The organism is Thalassospira australica (assembly GCF_000763295.1).
GTDB lineage: Bacteria > Pseudomonadota > Alphaproteobacteria > Rhodospirillales > Thalassospiraceae > Thalassospira > Thalassospira australica.
This window is the reverse complement of record NZ_JRJE01000004.1, coordinates 1-25,100: the sequence shown is the minus strand read 5'-3', so window position 1 is coordinate 25,100 and position 25,100 is coordinate 1. Positions and strand designations below refer to the sequence as shown.

At 54.0% G+C, this 25,100-nt stretch carries 18 protein-coding genes; 9 read left to right on the top strand and 9 right to left on the bottom strand.

Going from position 1 to position 25,100, the window contains the following annotated elements; genetic code table 11:
• Positions 1–162: 162 nt before the first annotated feature.
• A complete protein-coding gene (locus tag JF44_RS0102870; RefSeq protein ID WP_238318356.1) occupies positions 163–1,047 on the top strand; it encodes a helix-turn-helix domain-containing protein in 885 nt (294 codons plus the stop codon).
• A gap of 33 nt (positions 1,048–1,080) precedes the next feature.
• On the opposite strand, the gene JF44_RS0102865 is transcribed toward JF44_RS0102870, so the two are convergent.
• Positions 1,081–2,406: a globin-coupled sensor protein gene (locus JF44_RS0102865; protein WP_238318355.1), complete on the bottom strand. Its 1,326-nt coding sequence runs from the start codon at positions 2,404–2,406 to the stop codon at positions 1,081–1,083.
• 243 nt (positions 2,407–2,649) lie between these two features.
• Here JF44_RS0102865 and JF44_RS0102860 point away from each other — a divergent pair, with 243 nt between their 5' ends.
• The 3 genes from JF44_RS0102860 (at position 2,650) to JF44_RS0102850 (ending at position 5,794) form a co-directional block, all read left to right on the top strand.
• Entirely contained in the window at positions 2,650–3,153 is a 504-nt protein-coding gene (locus tag JF44_RS0102860) for a hypothetical protein (RefSeq protein ID WP_033067672.1), read from the top strand.
• 165 nt (positions 3,154–3,318) lie between these two features.
• Positions 3,319–4,410, top strand: coding sequence for a TRAP transporter substrate-binding protein (locus JF44_RS0102855; RefSeq protein WP_033067460.1), 1,092 nt, complete (start codon positions 3,319–3,321; stop codon positions 4,408–4,410).
• 283 nt (positions 4,411–4,693) lie between these two features.
• On the top strand, positions 4,694–5,794 hold the full coding sequence (locus JF44_RS0102850) for a TRAP transporter substrate-binding protein (RefSeq protein ID WP_033067459.1): 1,101 nt from the start codon (positions 4,694–4,696) through the stop codon (positions 5,792–5,794).
• 86 nt (positions 5,795–5,880) lie between these two features.
• Here the strand turns inward: JF44_RS0102850 and JF44_RS0102845 are convergent, their stop codons facing one another.
• On the bottom strand, positions 5,881–6,273 hold the full coding sequence (locus JF44_RS0102845) for a hypothetical protein (protein ID WP_033067458.1): 393 nt from the start codon (positions 6,271–6,273) through the stop codon (positions 5,881–5,883).
• Between the two features lie 138 nt (positions 6,274–6,411).
• On the opposite strand from JF44_RS0102845, the gene JF44_RS0102840 reads away from it, so the two are divergent.
• Together JF44_RS0102840 and JF44_RS0102835 are read left to right on the top strand one after the other, a co-directional pair.
• Positions 6,412–10,380 (top strand): hybrid sensor histidine kinase/response regulator, encoded by a 3,969-nt coding sequence (locus JF44_RS0102840; protein WP_033067457.1) that lies wholly within the window; start codon positions 6,412–6,414, stop codon positions 10,378–10,380.
• An 80-nt stretch (positions 10,381–10,460) separates the two neighbouring features.
• The gene (locus tag JF44_RS0102835; protein ID WP_033067456.1) at positions 10,461–11,546 is read left to right on the top strand and encodes a hypothetical protein; all 1,086 of its coding nucleotides are present in this window, start codon (positions 10,461–10,463) and stop codon (positions 11,544–11,546) included.
• Positions 11,547–11,725: 179 nt separating this feature from the next.
• Here JF44_RS0102835 and JF44_RS0102830 read toward each other — a convergent pair whose 3' ends face one another.
• The 5 genes from JF44_RS0102830 to JF44_RS0102810 form a co-directional block, all read right to left on the bottom strand.
• Positions 11,726–11,905 carry a transcriptional regulator gene (locus JF44_RS0102830; RefSeq protein WP_033067671.1) on the bottom strand — a complete coding sequence of 60 codons (180 nt, stop codon included), beginning with the start codon at positions 11,903–11,905 and terminating at the stop codon, positions 11,726–11,728.
• Positions 11,906–11,968: 63 nt separating this feature from the next.
• On the bottom strand, positions 11,969–12,583 hold the full coding sequence (locus tag JF44_RS0102825) for a LysE family translocator (RefSeq protein WP_156111572.1): 615 nt from the start codon (positions 12,581–12,583) through the stop codon (positions 11,969–11,971).
• Between the two features lie 275 nt (positions 12,584–12,858).
• A complete protein-coding gene (locus tag JF44_RS0102820; RefSeq protein WP_033067455.1) occupies positions 12,859–13,692 on the bottom strand; it encodes an AraC family transcriptional regulator in 834 nt (277 codons plus the stop codon).
• Between the two features lie 96 nt (positions 13,693–13,788).
• A complete protein-coding gene (locus JF44_RS0102815; RefSeq protein ID WP_052065404.1) occupies positions 13,789–14,997 on the bottom strand; it encodes an AI-2E family transporter in 1,209 nt (402 codons plus the stop codon).
• A gap of 101 nt (positions 14,998–15,098) precedes the next feature.
• Complete coding sequence (locus JF44_RS0102810) at positions 15,099–15,770, bottom strand: response regulator (RefSeq protein WP_033067454.1); 672 nt, start codon at positions 15,768–15,770, stop codon at positions 15,099–15,101.
• Positions 15,771–16,201: 431 nt separating this feature from the next.
• On the opposite strand from JF44_RS0102810, the gene pepN reads away from it, so the two are divergent.
• Positions 16,202–18,841, top strand: coding sequence for an aminopeptidase N (gene pepN, locus JF44_RS0102805; RefSeq protein WP_033067453.1), 2,640 nt, complete (start codon positions 16,202–16,204; stop codon positions 18,839–18,841).
• A gap of 92 nt (positions 18,842–18,933) precedes the next feature.
• Here pepN and JF44_RS0102800 read toward each other — a convergent pair whose 3' ends face one another.
• The gene (locus JF44_RS0102800) at positions 18,934–21,138 is read right to left on the bottom strand and encodes a methyl-accepting chemotaxis protein (RefSeq protein ID WP_033067452.1); all 2,205 of its coding nucleotides are present in this window, start codon (positions 21,136–21,138) and stop codon (positions 18,934–18,936) included.
• A 766-nt stretch (positions 21,139–21,904) separates the two neighbouring features.
• Here JF44_RS0102800 and JF44_RS0102795 point away from each other — a divergent pair.
• Positions 21,905–23,002 carry an SPOR domain-containing protein gene (locus JF44_RS0102795; protein WP_033067451.1) on the top strand — a complete coding sequence of 366 codons (1,098 nt, stop codon included), beginning with the start codon at positions 21,905–21,907 and terminating at the stop codon, positions 23,000–23,002.
• Between the two features lie 258 nt (positions 23,003–23,260).
• Entirely contained in the window at positions 23,261–23,911 is a 651-nt protein-coding gene (gene upp / locus JF44_RS0102790; protein WP_081944316.1) for a uracil phosphoribosyltransferase, read from the top strand.
• 96 nt (positions 23,912–24,007) lie between these two features.
• Here upp and JF44_RS0102785 read toward each other — a convergent pair whose 3' ends face one another.
• A complete protein-coding gene (locus JF44_RS0102785) occupies positions 24,008–24,448 on the bottom strand; it encodes a hypothetical protein (protein ID WP_238318354.1) in 441 nt (146 codons plus the stop codon).
• Positions 24,449–25,100 lie beyond the last annotated feature (652 nt).

Here is a 25,100-nt window from a genome sequence, read left to right as displayed (position 1 = left end):
TGTCCAATGATGCTTTGGAAGATCAAAACTCAGGAGAGGTTTGTGGGGGTAACAGCGCACCGACAGGTAACGCGGCGTGACTCTATTACCAGGAGCCAGCTAGAAGAACTGGGAACCCGTGTCAGCGGCACAGCAGGTCCGCTGTCCGGCAGGGGATCACTAATGAGTGGACGCATGTCCTTTAGCGACACGCCGTCATTTCTTGATATTCACACATCAGACACGATGGAAATGAAGGACGCGGTTGCCAGTTACGAGGTCGGGGCGGCGGTCAAGGTCGCCATCGTGTTGAAGGGGCGCCTGCAGGCCGACTTTGATGGTGTGCCCATTGATCTTGATGCCCGCGATCATCCTGTCGGTTTTATCTGGGCAGTGCCGCGCCCATCCATGGTGCGCCGCTACATCCACAAAGGCAGTGAGATCAGCAAGGTGATGATCTCTGCGCACTATGACTGGGTTGTGCAGCAATTGTTGGGAAAGTCGCCAGCGCGGTACCGCGAAATCATGGATTTCTTCACATCCGGTACCTCTGTGCGATCCTGGCAGCCGTCGCGCCGGGTTCTTGCCCTGGCCGATCAGCTGATTTATCCGCATGCATCCGACCCGATTGTGCGCGAACTCTATGAAGAAAGCCGCGGTCTTGAAATTCTGGCCGAGGCCCTGTCAGCCATCCAAAGCAGTACTGCGAACACATTGGTCGCACAGGAAGTATCGGAACCGGACGCACTTGATCGTCATTATCGTGCCCGCGAAATTCGCAATTACATTCTCGAAAGCGCGCCCGATCAGCAAACCTTGTCAACGATCGCAACTGCCATCGGGATCAGTGTTGCCAGCATGCAGCGCATCTTCAAGGATGCCTATGGCATGACGGTAAAAGATTTCATTCGCGAAAGCCGTCTGGTTGCTGCGCGTGATGCCATGGAAAAAGATGGCATCACGATCGCCCAGGCCGCCTGGATGGCCGGATATAAAAGCCCGGCCAATTTTGCCACAGCGTTCAAACGCGTTTTCGGCATCACCCCGTCCGAAGCACGCGACCGCTAGGCTCGTTTGGTGGACGGGGCGATCCTGTTGTTTCTATGACGTCAGTTTGGTGATGAAGGCATCGACATCAGTACGAAGCCGTTCGGAGTTCTGTTTAAGCTTCTGGGATGCTTCAAGCACATTTGACGCCACCGAACCGGTTCGCGTGGCCGTGCCATTCACGGTTTCAAGGCTGTGATTAACGTCCTGATTTGCTGACGACACGGCATTGATGTTGCCGCTGATTTCGGTGGTGGCTGCGGCCTGCTGTTCAACGGCTGCGGAAATCGCGGTTACGGAATCCACGATATTGCTGATTTGTCCGGCAACGCTGTGAATAGCGTTTACGGCGGCCACGGTGCTTTGCTGCACATTGTTGATTTGTTCGGTAATGTCGCCGGTAGCCTTGGCTGTCTGATTGGCCAGATTTTTGACCTCGCTTGCGACCACGGCAAACCCTTTGCCCGCTTCGCCTGCGCGCGCCGCCTCAATCGTTGCATTGAGTGCCAGAAGATTGGTTTGGCTTGCGATTTTGTCGATCAGGTCCACCACAGTGCCGATCTGTTCGGCGGCTGTGTTCAGGGTCTCGATGGTATCGGATGTTTGGCGAACGGAATCTTCGACTTCGGTCGAGATGGTCGAAGCCCGCGATACCTGACTTGATATTTCACGAATGGAACCGTCAAGTTCTTCGGCCGCACCGGCCACGGTTGTGGCATTGTCGGCTGACAGTTCTGCTGCCCCACGGGCTTTTTCAACCTCGCTTTGGGTTTCTTGTATGCTTGACATCAGCGTGTCAGAGGCATGTGACATGTCTTCTGCGGAACTTGCCACAGCCGATACCACCGTCCCGATGGTTGTTTCAAACTCCTGCGACATATCCTGAAGTTTGCGGGCATAGGTTTTCTCGGTTTCTTCGTAATACACCGTGATCGCCATTTCGACATCAATCAGCAGGGCATTGGTGCTACCAACCAGCATCGTCGAAAGCTTTGAGTCTCGTGCGAAGTTTTTGCACAGAACAGTGGTGATTTCGCCCAGCATGAAGTTATAGGCCGACACATAGGATTCCGGGGTCAGGCCGATACGTTCATGGGCTTTGCCGATCCGCCGGACATCGTCATAGAACGACTGGTCAAATGCGCCATCAAACAGTTTTGCCCAATGGTTGCGCTGGGCATTTTTCAAACTTTCGATGTTTGACGGATCGCCGATAATCCTGGCCAGGGCAGGGTCACTCATCACGCGCCGGTAAAACTCGTCCAACATCGATGGCAGGTGCTTTTCAATCACCGGCCAGGCCCGTTTAAGCTGTTTGATTTTCGCATCGTCGAGCCCGATGAAGTCAAGACGGCGTTTTAATTCCGGATGTATGCTCAAAGTGTCCTCCAAAATGTCGGCACGTGATTTCAGGGCAAAAACAAGCCTCTGGACTTTAGGTTGGCATGGAATACATCCGTAAAACTATGCGTATGTATATGTTTTCGCCCCTGTAAGGAGAGGAGCCTATAAGGAAGGGGGGCTCTATTGATGGGGAAGGGGCGCTTTGCGGGATATTTTTTCTCAAGTTCGGTTTGGCTGCGTCATAGCAAGACGATCCCTTATGAGAAAATGGAGGCGATGATGCCCATCAATGCTACGCAGCTCAGAAAGCTTGTTGTTCAGCCGGTTCTGGCCGCCCTGCAACTTCCCGCAAAGGATGTTGCCGAAAACCTGATCATGGGGACGGCCGCCCATGAAAGTCATCTGGGCGATTACATCGAACAGGTCGGCGGTGGCCCGGCTCTTGGAATTTTCCAAATGGAACCCGCTACCTTGCATGATTGCTATGCCAACTATCTCGATTACCGCGCAGATCTGAAGGCCAAGGTGGACGGCTTTCTGGCCCCCCAGCCAACCCAATCAGATGGCACGCCCGACAAGGAAAAACAATTGGCGACCAATCTGGCCTATGCAACCGCGCTGTGTCGTATCCGCTATTATCGCGCTCCGACGGCAATGCCGACCGACCCAAATGATGTCAATGCGCTCGCCCAATACTGGAAGCAATATTACAACACCCCACAGGGGGCCGGGACGGTTGAACAGTTTGTGGCCGATTACAATCACTACCTGACGTCATCCTGACGCAGAATTTGCCCGGACATCAGCATTCCGTAGCGTCAGAGAAAAATATTTCGCGAGTACAGCAAAATTAGTGGAAAATGACGGCTGTTTTGGCCAAAATCCCCCTTCGAGATTGGTGGTTGCGCAAAAATCCACCAACACACAAGAATTCAAAAGGGGGTCTAAATGAAACGTCGTCAGTTCCTAAAAGGGGCAGGTATGGGTGCCGGTGCGGTTGCCGCATCGGTTGCAGCACCTGCCGTTGTATCCGCACAGGAAACCATGAATTGGCGCATGGTCATGCCGTGGCCGAAAGGCACGCCGGGCCTTGGCACCAATGCCGAAAAATTCGCCGGTATGGTCAAGGAAATGTCAAATGGCCGCCTGAACATCACTGTTTATGGCGCTGGCGAACTTGTGCCGCCGTTTGAATGCATGGATGCGGTCGAGCAGGGCGTGGTCGAAATGGCGCACGGCACCCCGTATTACTGGCAGGGCAAAAACCCGGCGCTTAACTTCTTTTCGACCATTCCGTTCGGTCTGACCGCGTGGGAACTTTCAAGCTGGCTGCGCTTTGGCGATGGTCAGAAATTGTGGGAAGAAGCCTACGCAGAATTCAATGTTGTGCCGTTCTATGCCGGTAACTCCGGCATGCAGGCGGGCGGTTGGTTTAACAAGGAAATCAATTCCCTTGATGACCTGCAGGGCCTGAAAATGCGTTATGCCGGTCTTGGCGGCGAAGCAATGCGTCGTGCCGGTGCCAATGCCACCATGATCCCGCCGGGCGAAATTCTGCCGGCCATGCAGTCGGGTGCGATTGACGCAGCCGAATGGGTTGGCCCATGGAACGATCTGGCATTTGGTCTGTATCAGGTTGCCAAATACTACTACACCCCGGCCTTCCACGAGCCGGGACCGGGGCTTGAAATCTTTATCGGCAAAGACAAGTTCGATGCGCTGTCACCGGACCTGCAGGCGATCATTCGCTTTGCAGCCCAGGCGATTGCTGAAAACACGCTGGCTGACTTTACCTTCAATAACCTGCAGTCCTATCAGCCGCTGATCGACAAGGGTGTTGAAGTTCGTCAGTTCCCTGATGAAGTCATCATGGCGCTTGCCGAACACTCCAAGGCTGCTGTTGATGAAATTGCTGCTCAGAACGATCTGGCAGGCCGGATTGCCGAAAGCTATCTCGATCTGGTCAAAAAAGCCGCACGTTACGGCAAGGAGTTCGAAGCAACCGGCCTTCTGCACCGTGCAAAGGTCTGGGGCTACTAAGCCAGACAACAACTATTCGAACCCATCGGGTTCGCACGGTGATCAGGGACTGCCTTCGGGCGGTCCCTTTTTGTTTTTGGGAGTGGGAAGGGGGGCTTGAACCATAAGGTGAAGATTTGTTGATGAAATGTCGATGTCATGCAGTCCGTGCGATGCAGCATCCCGCAATCATGAATTGTTGGGTGCGCCAAAAACCGTAACTTCACGCCCATGCAGAGTTACGAAATTACCTTCGTGATATTTTGACGCAAAATTTTACCAATACCGAATTGGGAGCCCCACAATGAAACGTCGTGATTTTCTGAGCAGTGCAGGTGTTGCTGCCGGTGCATTTGCCGCCACAGCCGCTGCACCGTCCATCGTCAAAGCCAGTGATTCCATCAATTGGCGTATGGTCATGCCCTGGCCAAAAGGTACCCCGGGTCTTGGGGCCAATGGTGAACTGTTTGCCAAGCGTGTGAACAAGATGTCGGGCGGTCGCCTCAACATCACTGTTTATGGTGCAGGTGAACTCGTCCCGGCCCTTGAATGCATGGATGCGGTTGAACAGGGTGTTGCCGATCTGGCGCATGCAACGCCGTACTACTGGTTTGGCAAGGATCCGGCTGTTTCCTTCTTTACCACCATTCCGTTTGGTTTGATGGCATGGGAACTTTCCGGTTGGCTGCGCTTTGGCGGTGGTCAGGCGCTTTGGGACGAACTGTATGCCCAGTTCAACGTAAAGCCGTTCCTGGCAGGCAATACCGGTCTTCAGGCCGGTGGTTGGTTCAACAAGGAAATCAATTCTGTTGAAGACCTTCAGGGTCTTAAAGTCCGCTATGCGGGTATCGGCGGCGAAGCCATGCGTCGTCTGGGGGCAACCCCGTCGCTGCTGCCGGCGTCTGAAATCCTGCCAAGCTTGCAGTCGGGCGCAATTGATGCAGCCGAATGGGTTGGCCCGTGGAACGATTATGCCTTTGGTCTGGCATCGGTTGCCAAATATTACTACACCCCGGCATTCGCTGAACCGGGTTCGGGCATCGAAGTCTTCATCAACAAGGACAAGTTCGCCGAACTGCCCGAAGACCTGCAGGAAATCGTTGCAGTTGCCGCACAGGCCAATGTCGAACAGACCCTGTCGGACTTTACCTTTAACAACGTTCAGTCCTATCAGGCGATCCTTGAAAAAGGCACCGAGATCCGTCACTTCAATGATGATCTGATCAATGCCTTTGCCGGTGCCGCCAAGGACGCGGTCGAAGAGATCGCAGGTCAAAATGATCTGAATGGCCGCATCTATGCATCGCTGATGGAGTTTGCCAAAAAGGCCGCCCCCTATGGCAAGGAATTCGAGGCAACCGCGCTAAACCAGCGCGCAAATGTCTTTGCCAATCGCAATTCCTAAGCCGTAAGGCCCATCAAATGACAAAGGCCGGCACCCTCGGGTGTCGGCCTTTTGTGGTATTGGGCTATGTCGCCATGACGCCGGTATTAGTGCACGGTCGGGGCGTTCGGTGCTGCGGGCAAATCAAAGGTGAAGTTGTTCTGATCTTTAAGCTCTTCGTTGGCAGCACGTTTGACCAGTTCAGCAGCCAGCACCAGCGATGTTTCAATTGCCCATTTAAGCTGCTCGACAGCACCTTCGTTTCCGGCATTTAGGGCCTCTGGCAGGATGCGTTCCTGCAGGAACTTGGCAACACCGGCGAATGCGCGCGCGGCACTTTCGCAATTGTTGCGTTCGACCATGAAACGGCCGGCTTGTTCAATCGCGTCGGAAATACCGGCCAGATGGCCCATCATGACGCGGATTTCCGGATCTTCGGTTTCGGTTTTCTTGGCAACAAAGCGCAAGATACCGGCGTAAAAGCCATAATCAGAAGCCATTTGAACCACTCTATCCTTGGTCTTTGGTCGCAACGAGATTTGCGTCGTTTTAGACAATATGGTCGCCGTGGTATAGTCCCAGATAATAGATAATTGTGACCGCCTCGACAGGCGGCGAAAACAAGGGCGTTTGCGTCGATGCTTCAGGGCGGACTGATCTTTATTGTTGCCATGGCCTATATCGGGCTTTTGTTTGCCATTGCCCATTATGGCGACAAATATGCCGATCAATGGCGCGGATCCCGGCTTAAACCGACGATCTATGCCCTGTCGATGGCGGTTTATTGTACCAGTTGGACGTTCTTTGGCTCGGTCGGGTCGGCGGCCACCGGGGGGTGGGCGTTCCTGCCGATTTATATCGGCCCGATCCTGATGATGATTTTCGGTTTTGGCGTCATGACCAAAATCGCGCGGGTCTGTCACAAGCAAAACATCACCTCGATCGCTGATTTCCTGGGGTCGCGCTATGGCAAAAGCCAAAGTCTGGCGGCTTTGGTTGCCCTGATCGCGGTGGTCGGGGTTCTGGCCTATATTTCGCTGCAGCTCAAAGCCGTTTCGCTTTCATTTGATGTGCTGATCGGTGATCTTGGGCAGCAGGTTGTGCGTCATTCCGAAGACCATTTTTCAAAGGATACCGCGTTTTACGTTACCATCCTGATGGCGGCCTTCGCGATCCTGTTCGGGGTGCGCTATATCCATGCGTCCGAACATCATGATGGCCTTATCCTTGCAGTTGCGTTTGAAAGCCTGGTTAAGCTTGCCGCCCTTTTGATGGTCGGGTTCTTTGTCGTTTACGGCATGTTTGACGGGTTTGTTGATATCAACAACCGGGCGATGGCCGACCCGACCGTACGGCAAATGTTCATTCCCGATACATGGCTGACATCGAACTTCTTTGTTGCGACCCTGTTGGCGGGGTTTGCCATTTTCTGTCTGCCGCGTCAGTTCCATGTGACCTTTGTTGAAAACGATGACAGCCGCAACCTGATCAGTGCGCGCTGGCTGTTTCCGGCCTATCTGATTGCGATCAATATCTTTGTGGTGCCGATTGCGATTGCCGGGCTTTTCATGTTTGGCGATGACCCGACGGTCAATCCCGATACATTTGTTCTGACTCTGCCGCTGCTTGGCGAACAGAACTGGCTGGCTGTTGTGGCCTTTATTGGTGGGTTGTCGGCCAGTACCGGGATGGTGATTGTGTCCTGTGTCGCGGTATCGACCATGGTATGTAATGATCTGGTGATGCCGCTTTTGCTGCGTTCGGAACGCTTGCAAAAACGCATGTCGGGCGATGTCAGTCAGGTGCTGCTGAAAATCCGCCGGGCGGCCGTGATCCTGATTTTGTTTCTGGCCTATGGGTTCTATCGGTTTTTGGCCGATAACTATGCGCTTGCCGATATTGGCATGTTGTCCTTTGCGGCCATGGCGCAATTTGGCCCGGCGGTTCTGGCCGCGATCTACCTTAAAAACATCAATCGCACCGGGGTTCGGCTTGGCCTGATATCGGGCTTTGTGTTGTGGGGTTATACGCTGCTGGTGCCGGCCTTTGTGCAGGGTGGGTTGTTACCGCCGTCGATCCTGGTCAATGGGCCGTTTGGCATTGGCATTCTGAACCCCCAAGCCCTTTTGGGGGTCGGGATCGAAGATCATCTGACCCATGGGGTGGTCTGGTCGCTTGGCATGAATTTTGTGTTGATGTTTGTCGGTTCTGCCGTTGGGGTGCAGGGCGTTACCCAACGCCGTCAGGCACAGGTTTTTGTCGATATCTGGCGCAAGGACACCAAGGCGCGCAATGATACATGGCCGGGGCGGGTGACCCTTGGCGACCTTGAAGACCTTGCCGCACGGTTTCTTGGCAAACACTGGGCGCAGCGCGCCTTTCGCAATTATTTGCAATCGCGTGACGGCGAAACCAAACGATCCGATATTGCCGATGTCGATGCCGCGAACTTTACCGAACATCTGTTGTCCGGTGCGGTGGGGGCGGCATCTTCGCGGGTGGTCATGGCGCTGTTGCTGCCTGACAAGGCGGTATCACGCCGTGATGCGATGGAACTGCTTGACGAAGCCTCCGAGGCGATCAAGTTCAACCGTGATCTTTTGCTCAATACGCTTGAAAACATCTCTCAAGGGGTGGGGGTGTTTGACCAGAACCTCAGGCTTGCGACTTGGAACCACCGTTTTATTGATTTGCTGGGCATTTCCACCAGTGACATTCAGGTGACCTTGCCCCTGTCCGAACTGGTTCATATTTGCCGAGAAAACGGCAACCGGGCGGTTGATATTGATATCTTGCTGGGCCGGAATGCCGCCCCGCAGATGCGCCGCTTGCCCCATACCTATGAACGCAAACGTGCTGATGGCATGGTGCTTGAAGTGCGGACCAACCCGATGCCTGATGGCGGGTTTGTTGCCACCATTGCCGATATCACCGCGCGCGTGCGCACCGAAGAGGCGCTCCGCGAAAGCGAACGCAACATTCGGATTTATACCGATAATATTCCGGTGATGATCGCCTATGCCGATAAAAATCAGCGCCTGCGCTTTACCAACCGGCCTTATGAACGGATGTTTGGCCTGCGGCGCGTCGAGGCACACGGCATGTCGGTCCGCGAAGCGGTGGGCGAGGAACGTTTTGTTCATCTCGCCCCGATGATTGATCTGGTCCTGCAGGGATATCGACAAAGCTTTGAAATCGAATTTCCGGCGATCACGCGCAATCGCAATGACGAACGCGGTATCCAGGGCGTGCGCGAAGGCCGCTATGCCGAAGGCACCTATATCCCGCACTTTGACGAAACCGGCGCAGTGCTTGGCTATTTCTGCATTTACCACGACATCACCGAACGCAAGACGGCCGAAAAGGCGCTTAAGGAAGCCAACGAAGGCCTTGAAGCGCGCGTGACCGAACGGACCCACGCGCTTGAGGTGCTTAATTCCGAACTGTCAGACGCCAAGGAACAGGCCGAAACCGCCAATGACACCAAAACCCGCTTCTTTGCCGCCGCCAGCCATGATCTGCTGCAACCACTAAATGCTGCGCGTCTGTTCACGGTCGCCTTGGGTGGCAAGCAGGGTCTGGCTGAAGACGTGCTTGATCTGGTCGGCAAGGTTGATTTGTCATTAAAGGGGGTTGAGGAACTGCTCAATGAACTGCTTGATATCTGCAAGCTCGATGCAGGCGCGATGCAGCCGACCATTCGTGACTTTGCCATTAATGATGTGCTGGGCGCACTTGAAACCGAATTTGGCCCGATTGCCGAAAATGCGGGGCTTAGCTTCAAGGTCTATAAGCGCGATCTTTGGGTGCGCAGTGACAGTCGCTTGCTTAGGCGTATCCTGCAGAACTTCATATCCAACGCCATGCGCTATACCCGCACCGGCGGGGCGGTGGTCGGATGCCGTGTGCGCGGCGATACACTGAAACTCGAAGTCTGGGATAGCGGGCCGGGCATCCCCGAAGACAAACTGAAAATCATCTTCCGCGAATTCCATCGTCTTGAAGGCCCGGAAACCACGGATGTAAAGGGGCTTGGCCTTGGCCTTGCGATTGTGGACCGTCTTGGCAAGTCGCTTGGTCATACGATCTCGGTACGCTCCCGCCCCGGACGTGGCACAGTCTTCTCGGTGGACGTGCCACTTGGCGTTGCCGATACCGCCGCGACCCCCAAACCCAAACGCCGCATGGCCGGCGAATTGGGCGGACTTCGTGTGCTGTGCATGGATAACGAACCCGATATCCTCGATGGCATGCGTGCAATGCTGAAAAACTGGGATTGCGTTGTGGCAACGGCCCAGTCAGGCACCGCCGCCGAAGACGTCCTGACCAAGACAATTGACGGCAAAGCCCCCTTTGCCCCGGACATCATCCTTGCCGATTACCACCTTGATTCCGGCCAGACCGGCCTTGATGTCTTAATGCGGCTCCGCGATGTTCACGGCGTTAACGTGCCGGGCGTCATAATCACTGCTGACCGCTCAACTGAAACCGCCGACCTGATAGCGGAGCAGGGATTCTCGTTGCTGAATAAACCACTCCGGCCAGCAAAATTGCGGGCGTTGATGACGCGGGCGCTGAACCGGTTGGGGAGTGATGCGGCGGAGTGAGAACCTAGTATTCTTTACAATAAGTGTGGTTGGCCCGACCCTATTCTACGAAACGAATAAAACGAAAGTTGAATTTGAACATGGCATTGTTTTCTATCTCCCGCCTCGCGGTCTATCTATCACTGTTGTCTGCCATATCAGTGTTGGGTGCAGAGAGACCAATTGCGAAAGACTGCTCAGCTTTGTCTTCGTTAATCTTTACACCTGATACAGATGTGTATGAAGCTGCAGAGTTCGCTGCTGATTGTATCGATGAACCGTTGGGGCACTCGTATCTCCAGAGTGCGCTTTTGGGGACATTTCATGAGCAGCCAGAGGAAATCATTGCTGAATTGGGGCTTCCAGATGCCGCGCGTTCTGCCGATAGCTTTTTCAAGGCCTTCTTCATACGCAAGGCATTGATCGAGGGAGCTATGAATTCGGGCGATGAGGCCCGAAGAACGTATTCATATCTTGGTGAAAGTGCAAAACGGGGGAGTCTGTACGGAAGCGCTTATTTTACTTACACGAGCCTCTTTAATGATTGGGATTGGGCAGGAAAATTCGTCCAGAATTTAACGCCGTTGGGCGACGCGCACTTTAGTGCGGTAAAGCAGCTAATCAATCACCTGAACACTGTTTGTTTTTACTCGAAGATGTTCCCGAGCAAGAACCCACCCGCACCTGAGCCGCTTGACCTAGAGCACTTTTGGTTAGCACCCGAGTTCGCTCAAATGCTCGTCCTGTTGCGCAAAAATGAATGCGAGCATGTGGAGAAGTTTATCTCAAACAATGAGCTTGAGCCTGCACCGATATCAGACTTCTTTTTGACGGCATTGATGCACCATTGGGAAATTGAGAATGAGCACAGTTTGTCAGTTGATAAACTGCGCGCCAATGCAAGCCAGTATGATGCTTCTGAAATTCCTGTTATCGTAAGCGAATGGGTGAAACGCTATAAATCGTCTCAACCAGATAACCCGCTTTTGTGGTGCGATGCGAATCAAACGGTCAACCTAAACCTGTGCTATCGCACCGCTTTTTATCAGGATTTCCACTGCAAGAGCACGTTGTCTGTAGAGGGTTTTCAGGAAAAAATGATGAGTTCTGAGGAGTACGACTACTGCCGTTCTGTGCTCTTTTTACATACTTCAGGCATCCCGAAGACTTCAGATACTGGTTCTTAAGCTATCGCATTGTTTAGCCGGATTTGGAAATTACAAAGCAACTATATGTACACACAGAAAAGGGGACAGATTTATTCAGAAAAGGGGACAGATTTATTTTCTGTCCGAGCCTGCTGAATCAATCTATCCGCTAGAATGTTCCAGGCATTTCCGTTTGGTTCCATGTAAAACAGCATGGCCTAAACAGCTTCGGGTGCGGCAAACGTGAACTGTTGCGCTTCATATTGGTCAATCAGGATGCCAAGCACCTCCATCTGATCGGCCTCAGGCGTGCCGGGGTTGGCACCCCAAAGGTTTTCAAGTTGTTCCATTGCTGCGTCATAGTCAGTTTTGGTCTTGATGGCATAGGTTGTTTGCATGGCTAGGCTTCCTTCAATCAAGGATAGATTACCATACAGCAGTGGTTGGGGCACAATGTTGTTCTAGCGATTGGAAAGCACAAGTTTCGCGCCCATCAGGACAAAAGCACCGGCAAATCCCTTGCCCATCCATGCCATGACCTTCGGGCGTTCGATGATGCGGCTTCGAAGCGCACCCGCAAAACACCCATAAACCCCAAACACCCCAAACGTCATTGCCATGAAGATCAAACCAAGGATCGTCATGTCGCCAGTCGTATCGGGCGTGTTAGCGCTAACAAACTGCGGCAGGAAGGCGAGGAAGAAGACGGAAAGTTTCGGGTTCAGCAGGTTGAGCAATATCCCGTCGCGGATGATTTTAAGAACGCCGGTGGTGGTTTCATTGGCGGTGACTTTCATTGCACCGGTGCCATGCCACATGCCCCAGGCCATATAAAGCAGCCAGGCCACACCGAGATAGCGGACGATTTCAAAGGCAACCGCACTGGCGTGGAGCAGGGCGGCAAGGCCGAGGATGCTGGCGGCCATATGCGGGACAATGCCAAGCGTACAGCCAAGGGCTGCCCAGATGCTGGCCTTTATGCCACGTCCCAGTCCGAGTGCGAGGGTATAAATCACACCCGTGCCGGGCAGGGCGACGATGATGAGCGAGGTTATCAGGAAATCGAGGCTGATCATGGTGTGTCCGTTCGTTGAATGCTGTTGCCCCGAAGTTTAAGCAGGAAGAGCAGGGCATTCTTGAACGAAATTGCAGGATGAATTTGCCAAATTCGTCATTCAGGGCGGAGCGAAGCGCAGACCCGGAATCCATAGCGCATTGAAACAAAGATGGATTCCCGTACCCGCCTTCGCGGGCACAGGCTCTGCGTAGGAATGACAACTGGCTGGAAAGTGCGGCGGCTGCGTTGGATTTCCGCCTTCGCGGGAGTGACGAATAGTCGGTTTGAGGGACCTCAGTTTGCCCGAACCGCACGGGCATAGCGGCCCGGTGTCAGGCCAAAGGCACGCACGAAATGGCGGTTAAGATGGCTTTGATCGGCAAAGCCAGTGGCGTGGGCAATATCGGCAAGCGGTTTGCCCGACTGGATCAGATTACGTGCGACATCAATGCGCCGCTGGATCAGATAGGCATGCGGGGTCAGGCCGGTGGCACGGGTGAAATCGCGGAGTGTTTGAAATTTGCTCAAACGTGCTGCATGCGCCAGATCGTCAAGGCTGTGCGATATTTCCGGGGCATCATCAAGCAGGGCCTTGGCCTGTTTGATCCGGGCATGGGCAACGGCCGTGCGGCTGTTGTTATGCGGGGTCATGTCACCGGACGCGATCAGCGCGTGATGAAGCAGTAAAAACAGCATCTCGTCACGGCGCAGTCTTGCGGCCCGATCCGTACCCGTGGTGATTGCATCAAACAATGCGCCAAAGCAGGTCGTGACCGCCGGGCTATCCATCACCGGGCGGGTAAATTCATATTGGTCGCTGGCACCGTCCTGCATGTCCTTGGCGGTATCGGCAATAAGCGCCGGGTCGAAATACAACATGTTCCAGCCACGCGGCGTTTCGCCAATCGGGTGGCCGTCATGTACTTCGCGGGGATTGACGGTGATGATGTTGCCGGCCCCGGCTTCGACCATGCCGCGCCCGGATGCGGATTTTTGTGCCCCGGAATACATAAGCCCGATGCCAAACGCCTCGTGGGTGTGTTTGGCAAAGCTGTGGCGGGTTTGGGCCATGACGGCCTCAACACCCGCGCAATCATGGGCAACGATATGAACCTGATCCTGCGACATGGTTTAAAGGTGGCAGGATAAAGCCTGTTTGGCAATTGGTTGCTGGTGGTTGCTGATGTCCAACGTCGCAATCTGGTCCGGGTAACCAGCTTGGGTCTATGTCTTGTCCATTGGCAGTCGCGGGTTTTCCCGATGCGGGCCGATCAATTCGCGCAGGCCGCCAAGGCCTTCGACATGTTTGGATATCACCCCCATGACGATCAGAAGCGGCACGGCGACCAGAACGCCGACAAAGCCCCACAGCCACCCCCAAAGCGCAATCGCAAGGACAATGGCAATCGAGTTGATCTTAAGCCGGTTGCCCACCAGGGCCGGGGTGATTAATTGCCCCTCGATCACGGTGCAGGCCAGATAGAGCGCGGGCGCGATCAATGCCTGTCCGGTGGTTTGCATCGAAACAAGGGACACCACGGCGACAATGGCAACGCCGGTCAGCGCACCAAGGATCGGTACGTAATTGAGGATCGCGGCTGCAATCCCCCATAAAACCGGGTTGGGCAGGCCGACAATCGCCATCAGGCTGCCAACCACAATGCCAAGCAAGATGTTGATTGCCGTGATGGTTGCAAGATAGCGGGACACTTCGCGTTCGACATCATGGGCAATACGCACGCCCTTGCGCCGATCGCCAAAGGTTGGTAGTGCCCGGATCAGCTTTTCATAAATGCGATCCCCGCCCGAAAGGATAAACAGCAACAAAACAAGCATCAACATGATCCCCGCCATGATATCGGGCGCACCCTGGGCCGCCCGGCTGATCAGGTTGGGTTCGGCAACCACGACCTTTTGCACATCTTCGTTGCCGTTATCCTGTTCGGTGGCTTCTGATACCTGTTGCTGGGCTTCGCGCAGTTTATCAAGCGGCTCGCTCAGATCAGCCAGACGCAGGCGCAATTGCCGCTCGATGTTGGGGGCCTCGTCAATCCAGCCCGATACCGGCCCGCTCAGGCCATAAATCCCGGCAATGACCGATGCAGTAAGGGCCAGAACAACCGCAAAGGCCGTAACGGCCTTGGGAATGCGAAACCGTGCCAGGGTGCGGACAAGTGGCGAAAACACAAGCGACAGCAAAAACGCCAGAAACACAGGCAGCAAAAGACTTTGCGCCACATAAAGACAGCCCAGCAGCAAAACCATAAATGTACCAATCACCGAGATCGTCCGGGCACGGCGATATACCAGTGCACGCGCAATCATGCGCTGCTTGGCGATGGGGGGCGTGGTGGCATCATCAAGATCGGTTGATGGATTTTCAGATAAGGCAGGGGGTGTTTCAGACGAATGCGCTGTGCTTCTGGCCGACATGCATGGACTCCCGACGGGCAGGGCAAAACGCCTGCAGAGTTTTAAGGTATATGCATGTAACGGTTGATGGCCGTGGAAGTTCCCGATACGTGCCGCGCACGTCAGGTCTCGATCGCGGGTTCCTGAAGCTGCAATTCACGGGCGATGATCACGGCCTGTGTCCGGCTATGGACGGACAGTTTGCGCAGGATGGCTGATACGTGGGCCTTGACGGTCGCCTCGGTCACATCAAGCTCATAGGCAATCTGTTTGTTCAATTTGCCTTCGGTCAGCATGTTCAAAACACGCAACTGCTGTGGCGTGAGCTGACCGATCTTTTCGGCCAATTGGGTGGCTTCGTCATCGGCCGGCCCGTTTTCCATGGCATCACGTGCCCAGTCGGGCATCCACATGCCGCCATCAAGAACGGTTCTTACCGCAAGGCCGATCTGTTCTACGGGGGCCGATTTCGGAACAAAGGCCGATGCGCCATATTCGATGGAACGGCGCACCACGGGCAATTCCTGACTGGCTGAAACGATGGAAACCGGAATGTCGGGATAGGATGCGCGCAAGCTGAACAGGCCGGTAAAGCCATTCATGCCGGGCATGTGCAGATCAAGAAGAACAAGGTCGATATCGCCCTTGTGTGCTTCGACCTGATCAATGGCTTCAAACAGGCTGCCCGCTTCAAGCACCGATACATCTTCCAGTTCTGTTGATAAAGCCTGCTTGAGCGCGCCGCGCACAAGTGGATGGTCATCGGCGATCAGAATTTGGAAGGTCTCGGACATAGACGAATTTTCCCTGAAAGTTATTTTCCCCGACAGGTCGTGCGTATTCTATCCCGATCAATCGGAACTCACAAATTATTAGGTGAGAAAAGGATGGGATATTTTTGATTTTGATTAGGTGCGACCCGATAGACGCCGATCTGCACAGAAGGTGTTTTTATATGGAAAAACCGGCAGAAGGAGTGAGGGAAACCAAAGATCACTCTCGCCCCACGAAATGTGAAACTCTGGCCCCCCTCGCGCCACCGTTTGAGAGTATGCCCATTAAAATCCGTGTCGTAAACTCCGCATTTGAGGAAAAATGCATTTTGTCTTATCAGTGTGATCAATGACCGAAATTCAGTTCTGACACATGACACTGCGCTGCAAAATTGGCGAATTTATACAATCCGTTCCAAAACCGCGCAGTCCAAGGAAAAAAGGACACATAAATGTCTGAACAGCCGCAGGTGATTCGCCGCGAAGACTATAAGGAACCTGACTTTATTGTCGAAAAGGTCGAACTGGTTTTTGACCTTGATCGCGAGGTCACAAATGTCAAATCACGCCTGTTTATGGCTGCGAATCCTGTGCGCGGTACTGGCAAGGGTGACGAAGTTTTCCTGCATGGCGAGGAAATGAAGCTTCTGTCCGTAACGCTGGATGATACCCGCCTGGCCTCAAGTGATTTCAATGTCGATCACGAAGGTTTGCGCTTCACCGCACCGGGAAGCACATTTGTCGCCGAGCTTGAAACGCAGATTTCACCGGCCAATAACACCCGCCTTGAAGGGCTTTATGTTTCGCAAAGTGCCTTTTGCACCCAGTGCGAAGCCGAAGGTTTCCGTCGTATCACCTATTTCCCGGATCGCCCGGATGTCATGGCGACCTATAAGGTGACGATCAATGCCAACAAGGAAACCTGCCCGGTATTGCTGTCAAACGGCAACCTGATTGATAGCGGTGACCTTGCCGACGGGCGTCATTTCGCCGTGTGGGAAGACCCGTTCCCCAAGCCATCCTATCTGTTTGCCCTAGTGGCCGGTGACCTGGCCTGTGTCGAAGACACTTTCAAAACCATGTCCGGCCGCGACGTTGCGCTGCGCATTTTTGTCGAACATGGTAATGAAGATCGCTGTGATTATGCGATGGACAGCCTCAAACGTTCGATGAAATGGGATGAAGAGGTTTATGGCCTCGAATACGATCTTGATCTGTTTAATATCGTGGCCGTGTCTGACTTCAATATGGGGGCGATGGAAAACAAAAGTCTGAATGTTTTCAATGCCAAGTTCGTTCTGGCCCGCCCGGATACCGCAACCGATGTTGATTATGAACGCATTGAATCCATCGTTGCGCACGAATATTTCCATAACTGGTCGGGCAACCGCGTAACGTGCCGCGACTGGTTCCAGCTGTCGCTGAAAGAAGGCCTGACGGTATTTCGTGATCAGGAGTTTTCCGCCGATCAACGTTCGCGTCCGGTACAGCGCATCAAGGATGTACAGGCGCTCCGTGCTGCGCAATTCCCCGAGGATGGCGGGCCATTGGCCCATCCGGTACGTCCGGACAGCTATATGGAAATCAACAATTTCTATACCGCGACCGTTTATGAAAAGGGCGCGGAACTGATCCGCATGATGCATACGTTGCTTGGCCCGGATGGTTATCGCAAGGGCATTGATCTTTACTTTGATCGTCATGACGGGCAGGCGGTGACCTGTGATGATTTTGCCAAGGCGATGGAAGATGCCAATGGTGCTGATTTCACACAGCTTAAGCTCTGGTATTCGCAGGCAGGCACGCCGAAGCTTTCCTGGCAGGGCGATTATGATGCGGATGCCAAACAATATCGTCTGACCATCTGGCAGAAAACCGACCCGACCCCGGGACAGCCAGACAAGAAACCGCTGCATATGCCAATTTCAATCGGGCTTTTGGGTGCGGATGGCACGGATATCGTGGCGCAAACTGTTGAGCTTACCGACGTACAGCAGGAATTTGTGTTTGATGGTGTGTCCGAACAGCCGGTTGTGTCGTTTAATCGTGGGTTCTCTGCCCCTGTCAACATCACCACCGATCAGCCCGATGACGAACTTGTCTTCTTGATGGGCAATGACGTTGATGCCTTTAACCGCTGGGAAGCCGGACAGAAATACGCAACCCGTCTGATGTTGTCTGCGATTGCCGCGTTTGAAGAAAACGGTGGGGATGTTGATGCGGCCTTTGCCGCCGAACAGGCCCGTGTCGATGCCTTTGTTGCGGCCATGCGGGCGACCCTGATCAATGATGATCTTGATAAGGCGTTTCGTGCCGATGCGCTTGTCCTGCCGGGGGAAGCATTCCTGTCAGAACAACGCAGCCCGGCCAATCCCGAGGCGATCTACCAGGTGCGTACCGCCTTGCGCCAACGCATCGGGCAGGCGCTTTGCGATGATTTCGCCAATGCCTATCACCAGAACGCCTCAAACGCGGCCTTCACCCCGGATGCGGCGTCCGCAGGGCAGCGGGCCTTGCGGGCAACGGCACTGTCCTACCTGGTGGCAAGCGGTGAGAACGAATATGCCGATGTGGCGGTGGCGCAATATGGCACGGCAGATAACATGACCGATCAGATGGCGGCCCTTTCGGTGCTGAACAATCTTGATCATCCGGGCCGCGAAACGGCATTGGCTGATTTTGAGCAACGCTTTGCCAAGGATGCCGTCGTGCTTGATAAATGGTTCTCGCTTCAGGCGATGTCATCGCGTGATGATACGCTTGCCAGGGTCAAGGACCTGATGAGCCATCCGGCCTTTACCATGCGCAATCCCAACAAGGTACGCGCGTTGATCGGGGCGTTCGCCATGGGCAATCCGCGCCATTTCCACGCCAAGGATGGATCGGGCTATGAATTCTATGCTGATCGCCTGATCGAACTTGATGATATCAACCCGCAAGTGGCGGCCCGCCTGTGCGCACCGCTTGGCAAATGGGCGAAATATGATGCCGGTCGTGCTGACAAGATGAAGGCCGCTCTGGATCGGATTCTGGCGAAACCGGAAATTTCCCGTGATTTGTATGAAATCGCCTCGAAGTCTGCTGCCGCCTGAGTGGCAAAACAGACATCGGGAATGAACAAAGAAAAGGGCGGCATCGCATTGATGCCGCCCTTCGTTTTTGATGTGCCGCGTTGATCGATTGATCAGGTCAGTTTCATGCGTTCGCTAAACTCGCGCATCTTTTCTGACAGGTTGTGTGCCACTTCCGAAAGTTTGTGGCTGGCGGTGTTCAGGTCATGGGCGTTGCGCCCGGTGCCCTGTGCCCCGTCATTCACAAAGGTGATCATTTCATCCATCGAACCCGCACCGGCGGCGATCCGTTGAACGTTTTCGGAAATCTCGCTGGTGGCGCGGCGTTGTTCATCCACCGAATGGGTGATGGTCGACTGGATGTCGTTAACCTGATGAATAACCTCGCCAACCGTGCTGATCGAATGCGCGGCTTTCTGGACTTCCTGCTGAATGGCAGCCGTCAGGTCGCCAATCTGGCCGGTGGCATTTGCCGTTTGATCGGCAAGTGATTTGACCTCGTTGGCAACCACGGCAAAGCCCTTGCCAAGTTCACCGGCACGTTCGGCCTCAATCGTTGCATTGAGCGACAGAAGCTTGGTGCGGTGTGCGATATCGTTGATCAGATCAATGATCGATCCGATCTCGGAGCTGGCCTTTTCAAGCGATCCGATATTGCGTTGGCTTTCCTCGGCTTCTTCACGTGCCCGTCCGGTCACGGTCGAGGCCTCGGTCGCCTGTCGGTTGATTTCCGCGATGGAAGACGAAAGTTCTTCGACGGCGGTGGCAACATTCTGGGTGTTGGATGCCGCATCACGCGATACATCCAAAGCATTGCCAGATTGCTGCACGGTATTTTCCGACTGGCTTGTCAGTTCGTTGGCAAGGCTTAGCAAACCTTCGGACTGTTCCGTGACCGATTGCGCCACGCGGGCGACCTCTGCCATCATGTCGGTTACCGCGATTTTGCTTTCTTCGCGCTGACTGACGTCATTCCACGCCAACATGGTGCCCAGAAGCGTATTGTCCTTGTCGCGCACCGGGGCGGCCAGAACATCAAGATAACCGCGATCGGTTTTGATAACCTCTGAGAAGGGCAGGTTGTCAGGGTTGGAAAGCTTGGCCTGAAAGTCCGCACCCAGTTTCAGGAAATCACCGGAAACTGTGCTTGTCGTTCCGCCAAGGTATTCCTGCGCACTGGCATTAAGGTAGCTTAACGTTCCGTCTGATGTAATCAGGGCCGTCATGGTTGGTGTGTTCTCAACCATGTTTTGCAAGATCAGCGCCTGACGTACAGATTCGCGCAATGCAATCAGGGCCTTTTTCATATCCCCGATTTCATCCCCGCCAACCGTGGGCAGGTTCACATTGGTATCGCCCTCTGAGATCGAGGTCATTGCACGAGCAAATGACCGCAGATTGCGAAATACCGTCGTGCGCAACAGAACCCAGCCCGTAACCCATGCCGCAAGCAAAACCCCGATCAGGATCTCGATGGACAGTATTCTCAGGTCATTGGTCTGGGCATAGAAATCCGTGATATCGCGGTCGAAACGCGCTTGCGCCCAAATCCCGCCACGCCCGTCGCCGATGGTGACATCAACGGCAGCACGGTGGGTGGTTGTGTTTTCTGCGGGAACGTCAGCGGTATCTTCCGGTGTTGCGGTGGCTGCCTCGCCACCGTCTTCTCCGCCGCCTTCGTTGGGTGCTGGTGGTGTTTCGGGCGCAGCAGCTTCTGCCGCTTCGTTGCCTTCAAGGCTTTCAAACAGAACCCCACCGGAATTATCGAGAATCTGGAAGTTCCCGCCCAGAACCTTGCCGATGCCTTCAAGCTGGGGCAGGGGATCGGTGATGACTTCCAAATAGCCAACAGCCCTGAAACCACCCACCGGCAGGATCAGGCTAAAGACCGGACGCCCATCTGGTGTTTGCCACATGAAGCTTGCCGGTTTGCGGGCTTCACCTTTGCTCCGTCCGGCAAGGAAGGCCTTGACGTCAGGATCATCTGTGACGTTGGCCCCAAGATCGGCTTCAGACGTCGCAAGCTGATTGAATTCCTGATCATAGGCGACCGCGTCAATCAGTTGCAGCTCGCCCTGAACCACTTCGCGGGCGTTCGATAGAATGTTGAGTTCTGCCTGCATGCGGGTCTGGTCGTTTTCCTGATAGCTTTTAACCAGACTGCCAAGGCGCGACCATTCGTTGGCAATCGGTGTGATTTTGTCAGCATAGTCGGTGGCGACACGCGACCCGACAAAGAAGTTAACTGTCCCGCTGACTGAATCGTTAAGCGTTTCAACGGCGAAATTACGATATGTATCGCCGGTCCATAAAAGCATCCATGTTACTGCCCCTGAGACCAGTAACCCTGTTACAAGCAAAATGCGCCGTAACGTCAGAAGGCCGGAAAAACCTCCTGAAATAGCCGTCTTCGCGGCTTTGTCTCCCGTCATACTTTTTACTCCAGAGCAAACCGTGTTTTTTCTTATCAGTTGTCTCGGCGTTGCGCTCCCGCACACCTCTACTTCTCAAGAGTAGTTTTCCTGATCCAAACAGAGCTTAATTCGGAAAACAATCATTTAGTTACTCTGATCGTTGGAAATCTGCCGGTTTGGTCAAAAATATCACGTTGGCAAAACGGCGGTTCTGGCCTGCAAATCGGGATGTTTTCGGTGGGTTTAAAGGTATCGGTTTGATCTTTTTAATAAAAATTATGCGAATGTGTGTGATAATCGTTTGCAATTGCGATTTTGATGCTCTATGACTGTTTTTGTCAAATGCAGACGACAACGTCGTTTGTGACTGGTCATCAGGCTGACATGGCGTACCTGATGATCTCTATCTTCGGGACTCTCTCTCCCCGAAGGTCGATCTCTCTCACTCGAGGGGACTGGTATCCGGTTTATTGTGCGGGACAATGCCGGGGAACATACCAGTCCCCCTTTTTTTATCCTTACGGACATACTCAGAACCGGCGTGAACAGAGTGCAAAGCACTGATGTGCCAACCCTATTATACACGGGGTTTGGGGCTTTAGCGTTTTATAAACGTGCTGGTGGTTACAAATGCAGGGTAACTTTGATGTCGTGAAGGATAGCCAAATCCATGGCTGACGAAGACCACACCCCTAAATCCGATCTGCGTGCCGTCCCTGAAACGGAAACCGATCCGGAATCCGCACAAAAGGATGCACCATTACCGGCCTTTATATATGGTCGGGACGGGCAAGGTGATGGCAACGGACGCGGGGGACCTCGCACCGGTGATCGGCAAAATTTTAATTCACGGATAGCAGATATGGATCGCAAAACCCTTCTTGGCCTGATTACGGGCGCAGGCATGCTTGGGCTTGTCCTGTTCTTTGCCGGAATGCTGGTCGGCGCAGGCCTGTTTATGGATTCCGACGAACGCGTAAGCACAACTCAATCCGAACCAGCCCAGGTCGAAACGTTGGCATCGGTCCCCGATGAACCCGCTGTCATGGAAGAACCGGTGACCGAGCCGTCAACCACGGTTGCAGCCCCGGAAATCAGTGCCGACAGCACAGACCCGGTTGGCGATCTGATTGCCCAGCGCACCGAAGCGTTGGAAGAAGAAACTCCGGGCACCTCGGAAACCGATGCTGCAACAGAAGATGATGCGAACGCTTCTGACCCGGCTGAAATGGCTGAAACGAAGGCCGCAGAACCGGATGCAGGAATCGCCGCACCGGAAATTCGCGACGTTGCCAGCGCCCCGGATGCACCAGAGGTTCCCGAAGCCCCCGCCGCAACCGAGGCTGAGGAAACAACCGCTGCTGATGAAGCCGCTGAAAGCGCTGAGCAAGCACCAGCCGTCGAAGCCGAAGAGCAAACCGCGGCAACAGAAACCGCTGCCACGACCCCGGACGCAGCACCAGAGACTCTTGCTACCGAAAGCACGCCTCCTGCTGCAACGGATGGTGACAAACCGTTTTCGGTTCAGGTTGGTGCATTCAAGGTGCATGAAAATGCAAGCCAGCGCGCTGAAGAGCTGCGCAAAGAGGGGCTTGAGGTCGCAGTTGTCGTACGCGGGCCAGAAGAAGAAGGCGCTTGGTACTATGTGCGCATCGGGTCTTATGCAAGCCTGGCTGATGCGCGTGACGATGCGGCGAAAATCAAGTCCGAGCATTCCCTGGATGGCTTCCCGGTCCGCGCAGAACCCAATGACCGGGTGGTTGACTGACCCTGACCCTGTTTCGGGACACATATAAATCACATATATATAAAGACAGAATGACGGGGTGGGGCAGTGATGTTCCACCCCGTTTTGCGTTTGCGTAATCGAAGGTTTCTTGGTTATCGGGTTTGTTTTTGTCTGCTGATTGGGGCATTCTACTTGCCATTCTTGGGCAAAGGCGCTACGCGCTACGTCCGTACCCAATAGACAGGCAACCGCATGGTCGCGATGGTTGCCCCGCAAGACAGGATGGCCGGTAGTAACATGAGCACGCACAAGGATTTCCCGAACCTTCATATTCTTGATCACCCGCTGATCCAGCATAAGCTGAGCCATATGCGCAAGGTGAATACATCGACCAAGACCTTCCGCCAGTTGCTTAAGGAAATTGCGCTGCTGATGGGCTATGAAATCACCCGTGAGCTGCCGGTCAGTTTCGAAGAAATCGAAACTCCGATCTGCCCGATGAAGGCACCGGTCATTCAGGGCCGTAAACTTGCCGTCGTGCCGATCCTGCGTGCCGGTTCTGGCATGGCTGATGGCCTGATTGAACTCATGCCGTCTGCTCGTATCGGCCATATCGGCCTGTACCGTGATCCCGAAACCCACATGCCGGTCGAATATCTGGTCAAGCTGCCCGAAGTCGAAGGCCGCACCTTCATTCTGGTGGACCCGATGCTGGCAACCGGGAATTCGGCAGTGGCGGCGATTGACACCCTTAATAAGTATGGTGTTGCTGATAAGGACATCCGCTTTATGGCACTGGTCGCAGCCCCAGAAGGGGTCAAGGTGTTTCAGGATGCCCATCCCGATGTACCGATCTATACCGCCGGCCTTGATGAGAAGCTCAATGAAAAGGCTTACATTGTTCCGGGCCTTGGCGATGCAGGGGACCGACTGTTCGGTACGCGCTGATCTGTCGCGCCTTATCGAATTGCCTACGAAGAAAGGGTGCCATTTGGCACCCTTTCTTTTTTACTGTGTTGTTTGCCGCTTTGAGGCCCGGTGTGATCAGCCTTTCGGCGATACCGTGATATCAACAATCGATCCGGCAAACGAACCGCCTGTAAGCTTGATGGTGGCAACGCGGTTTTCACGGTCATAGACCAATACCGAAATATCGGCGCGGACAACCGTTACCTTGCTCCAGCCAAAGTTCGGCATTTCGCGTTCGTAAAAGTCATACATCTGCGCTTGCGAGCCGCCGGTGTTAAGAACAAGCCGCCCATGCCAGGCATCAGACGCCCCAAAGATAATGCTGCGGTCCATATCCAGTGATGAATTGGACGGCATTGGAATATCGGTGAACTGGGTGAATGACGGTCCCGGTTGGCCGTTTTTGCCGTCGCTGCCTTGACTTGTATTGGGTACAAGGCTGGTGCCTGAACACCCTGCAAGAGAAAGCCCTGCAATTGCGGCGGCACATATAAGATATTGTCGCAGTCTCATCATCTTCCTTCGGTCCCCTGATGCCCATCTTTTAGGATCATGGCTTATTACGTGGTTAGATGCGTATATCCGCACAAATCCGAGAGACCGTTCAAACCAACTTAATAAGTCATGCGCCTCACGAGGGGGCTGACTATCTCACCCTATAATCGGGTGATAATGTAAAGGAAAGGTTCACATCTTTGCTTTTGCAGCATTTTCCAACCGCGTCCGGATATCGCAACCGCGCAGGGCGGCTTGCGCCTTTGCTATATATAGTGAACACAACGTGTCGCATTGCATCAAATCAGTCGAGGCGACAGTGATTTGCAGAACGCCTTGTCCGATTTGTTAGTTTTTTGAGGTCTCAGTCCGAATCATTTTCAATCTTCTCAAGGTATCTGATCACGTAAAAGCCTACGGTTTCAGGGACGTGTGACCGCCGCAGGCATGATTTTTCAACCCGTGGTCTGCTGCCCATTGGTATCTGATTGTTATGGTTGGATGGCCAAATAATCATAAGTCATTGAAATTCAATGGAATTTGGAAAAAACGCGATTAAATGCATTTTTTTGGGAAAAAGGTGTTTACAGGTCGGAGTTAGGGCCCTATAACCCGCCTCCACCGACGCAGTGCGGCGCCAACGATTGGGCGACGCGGGGCGGCCGGGACGGGG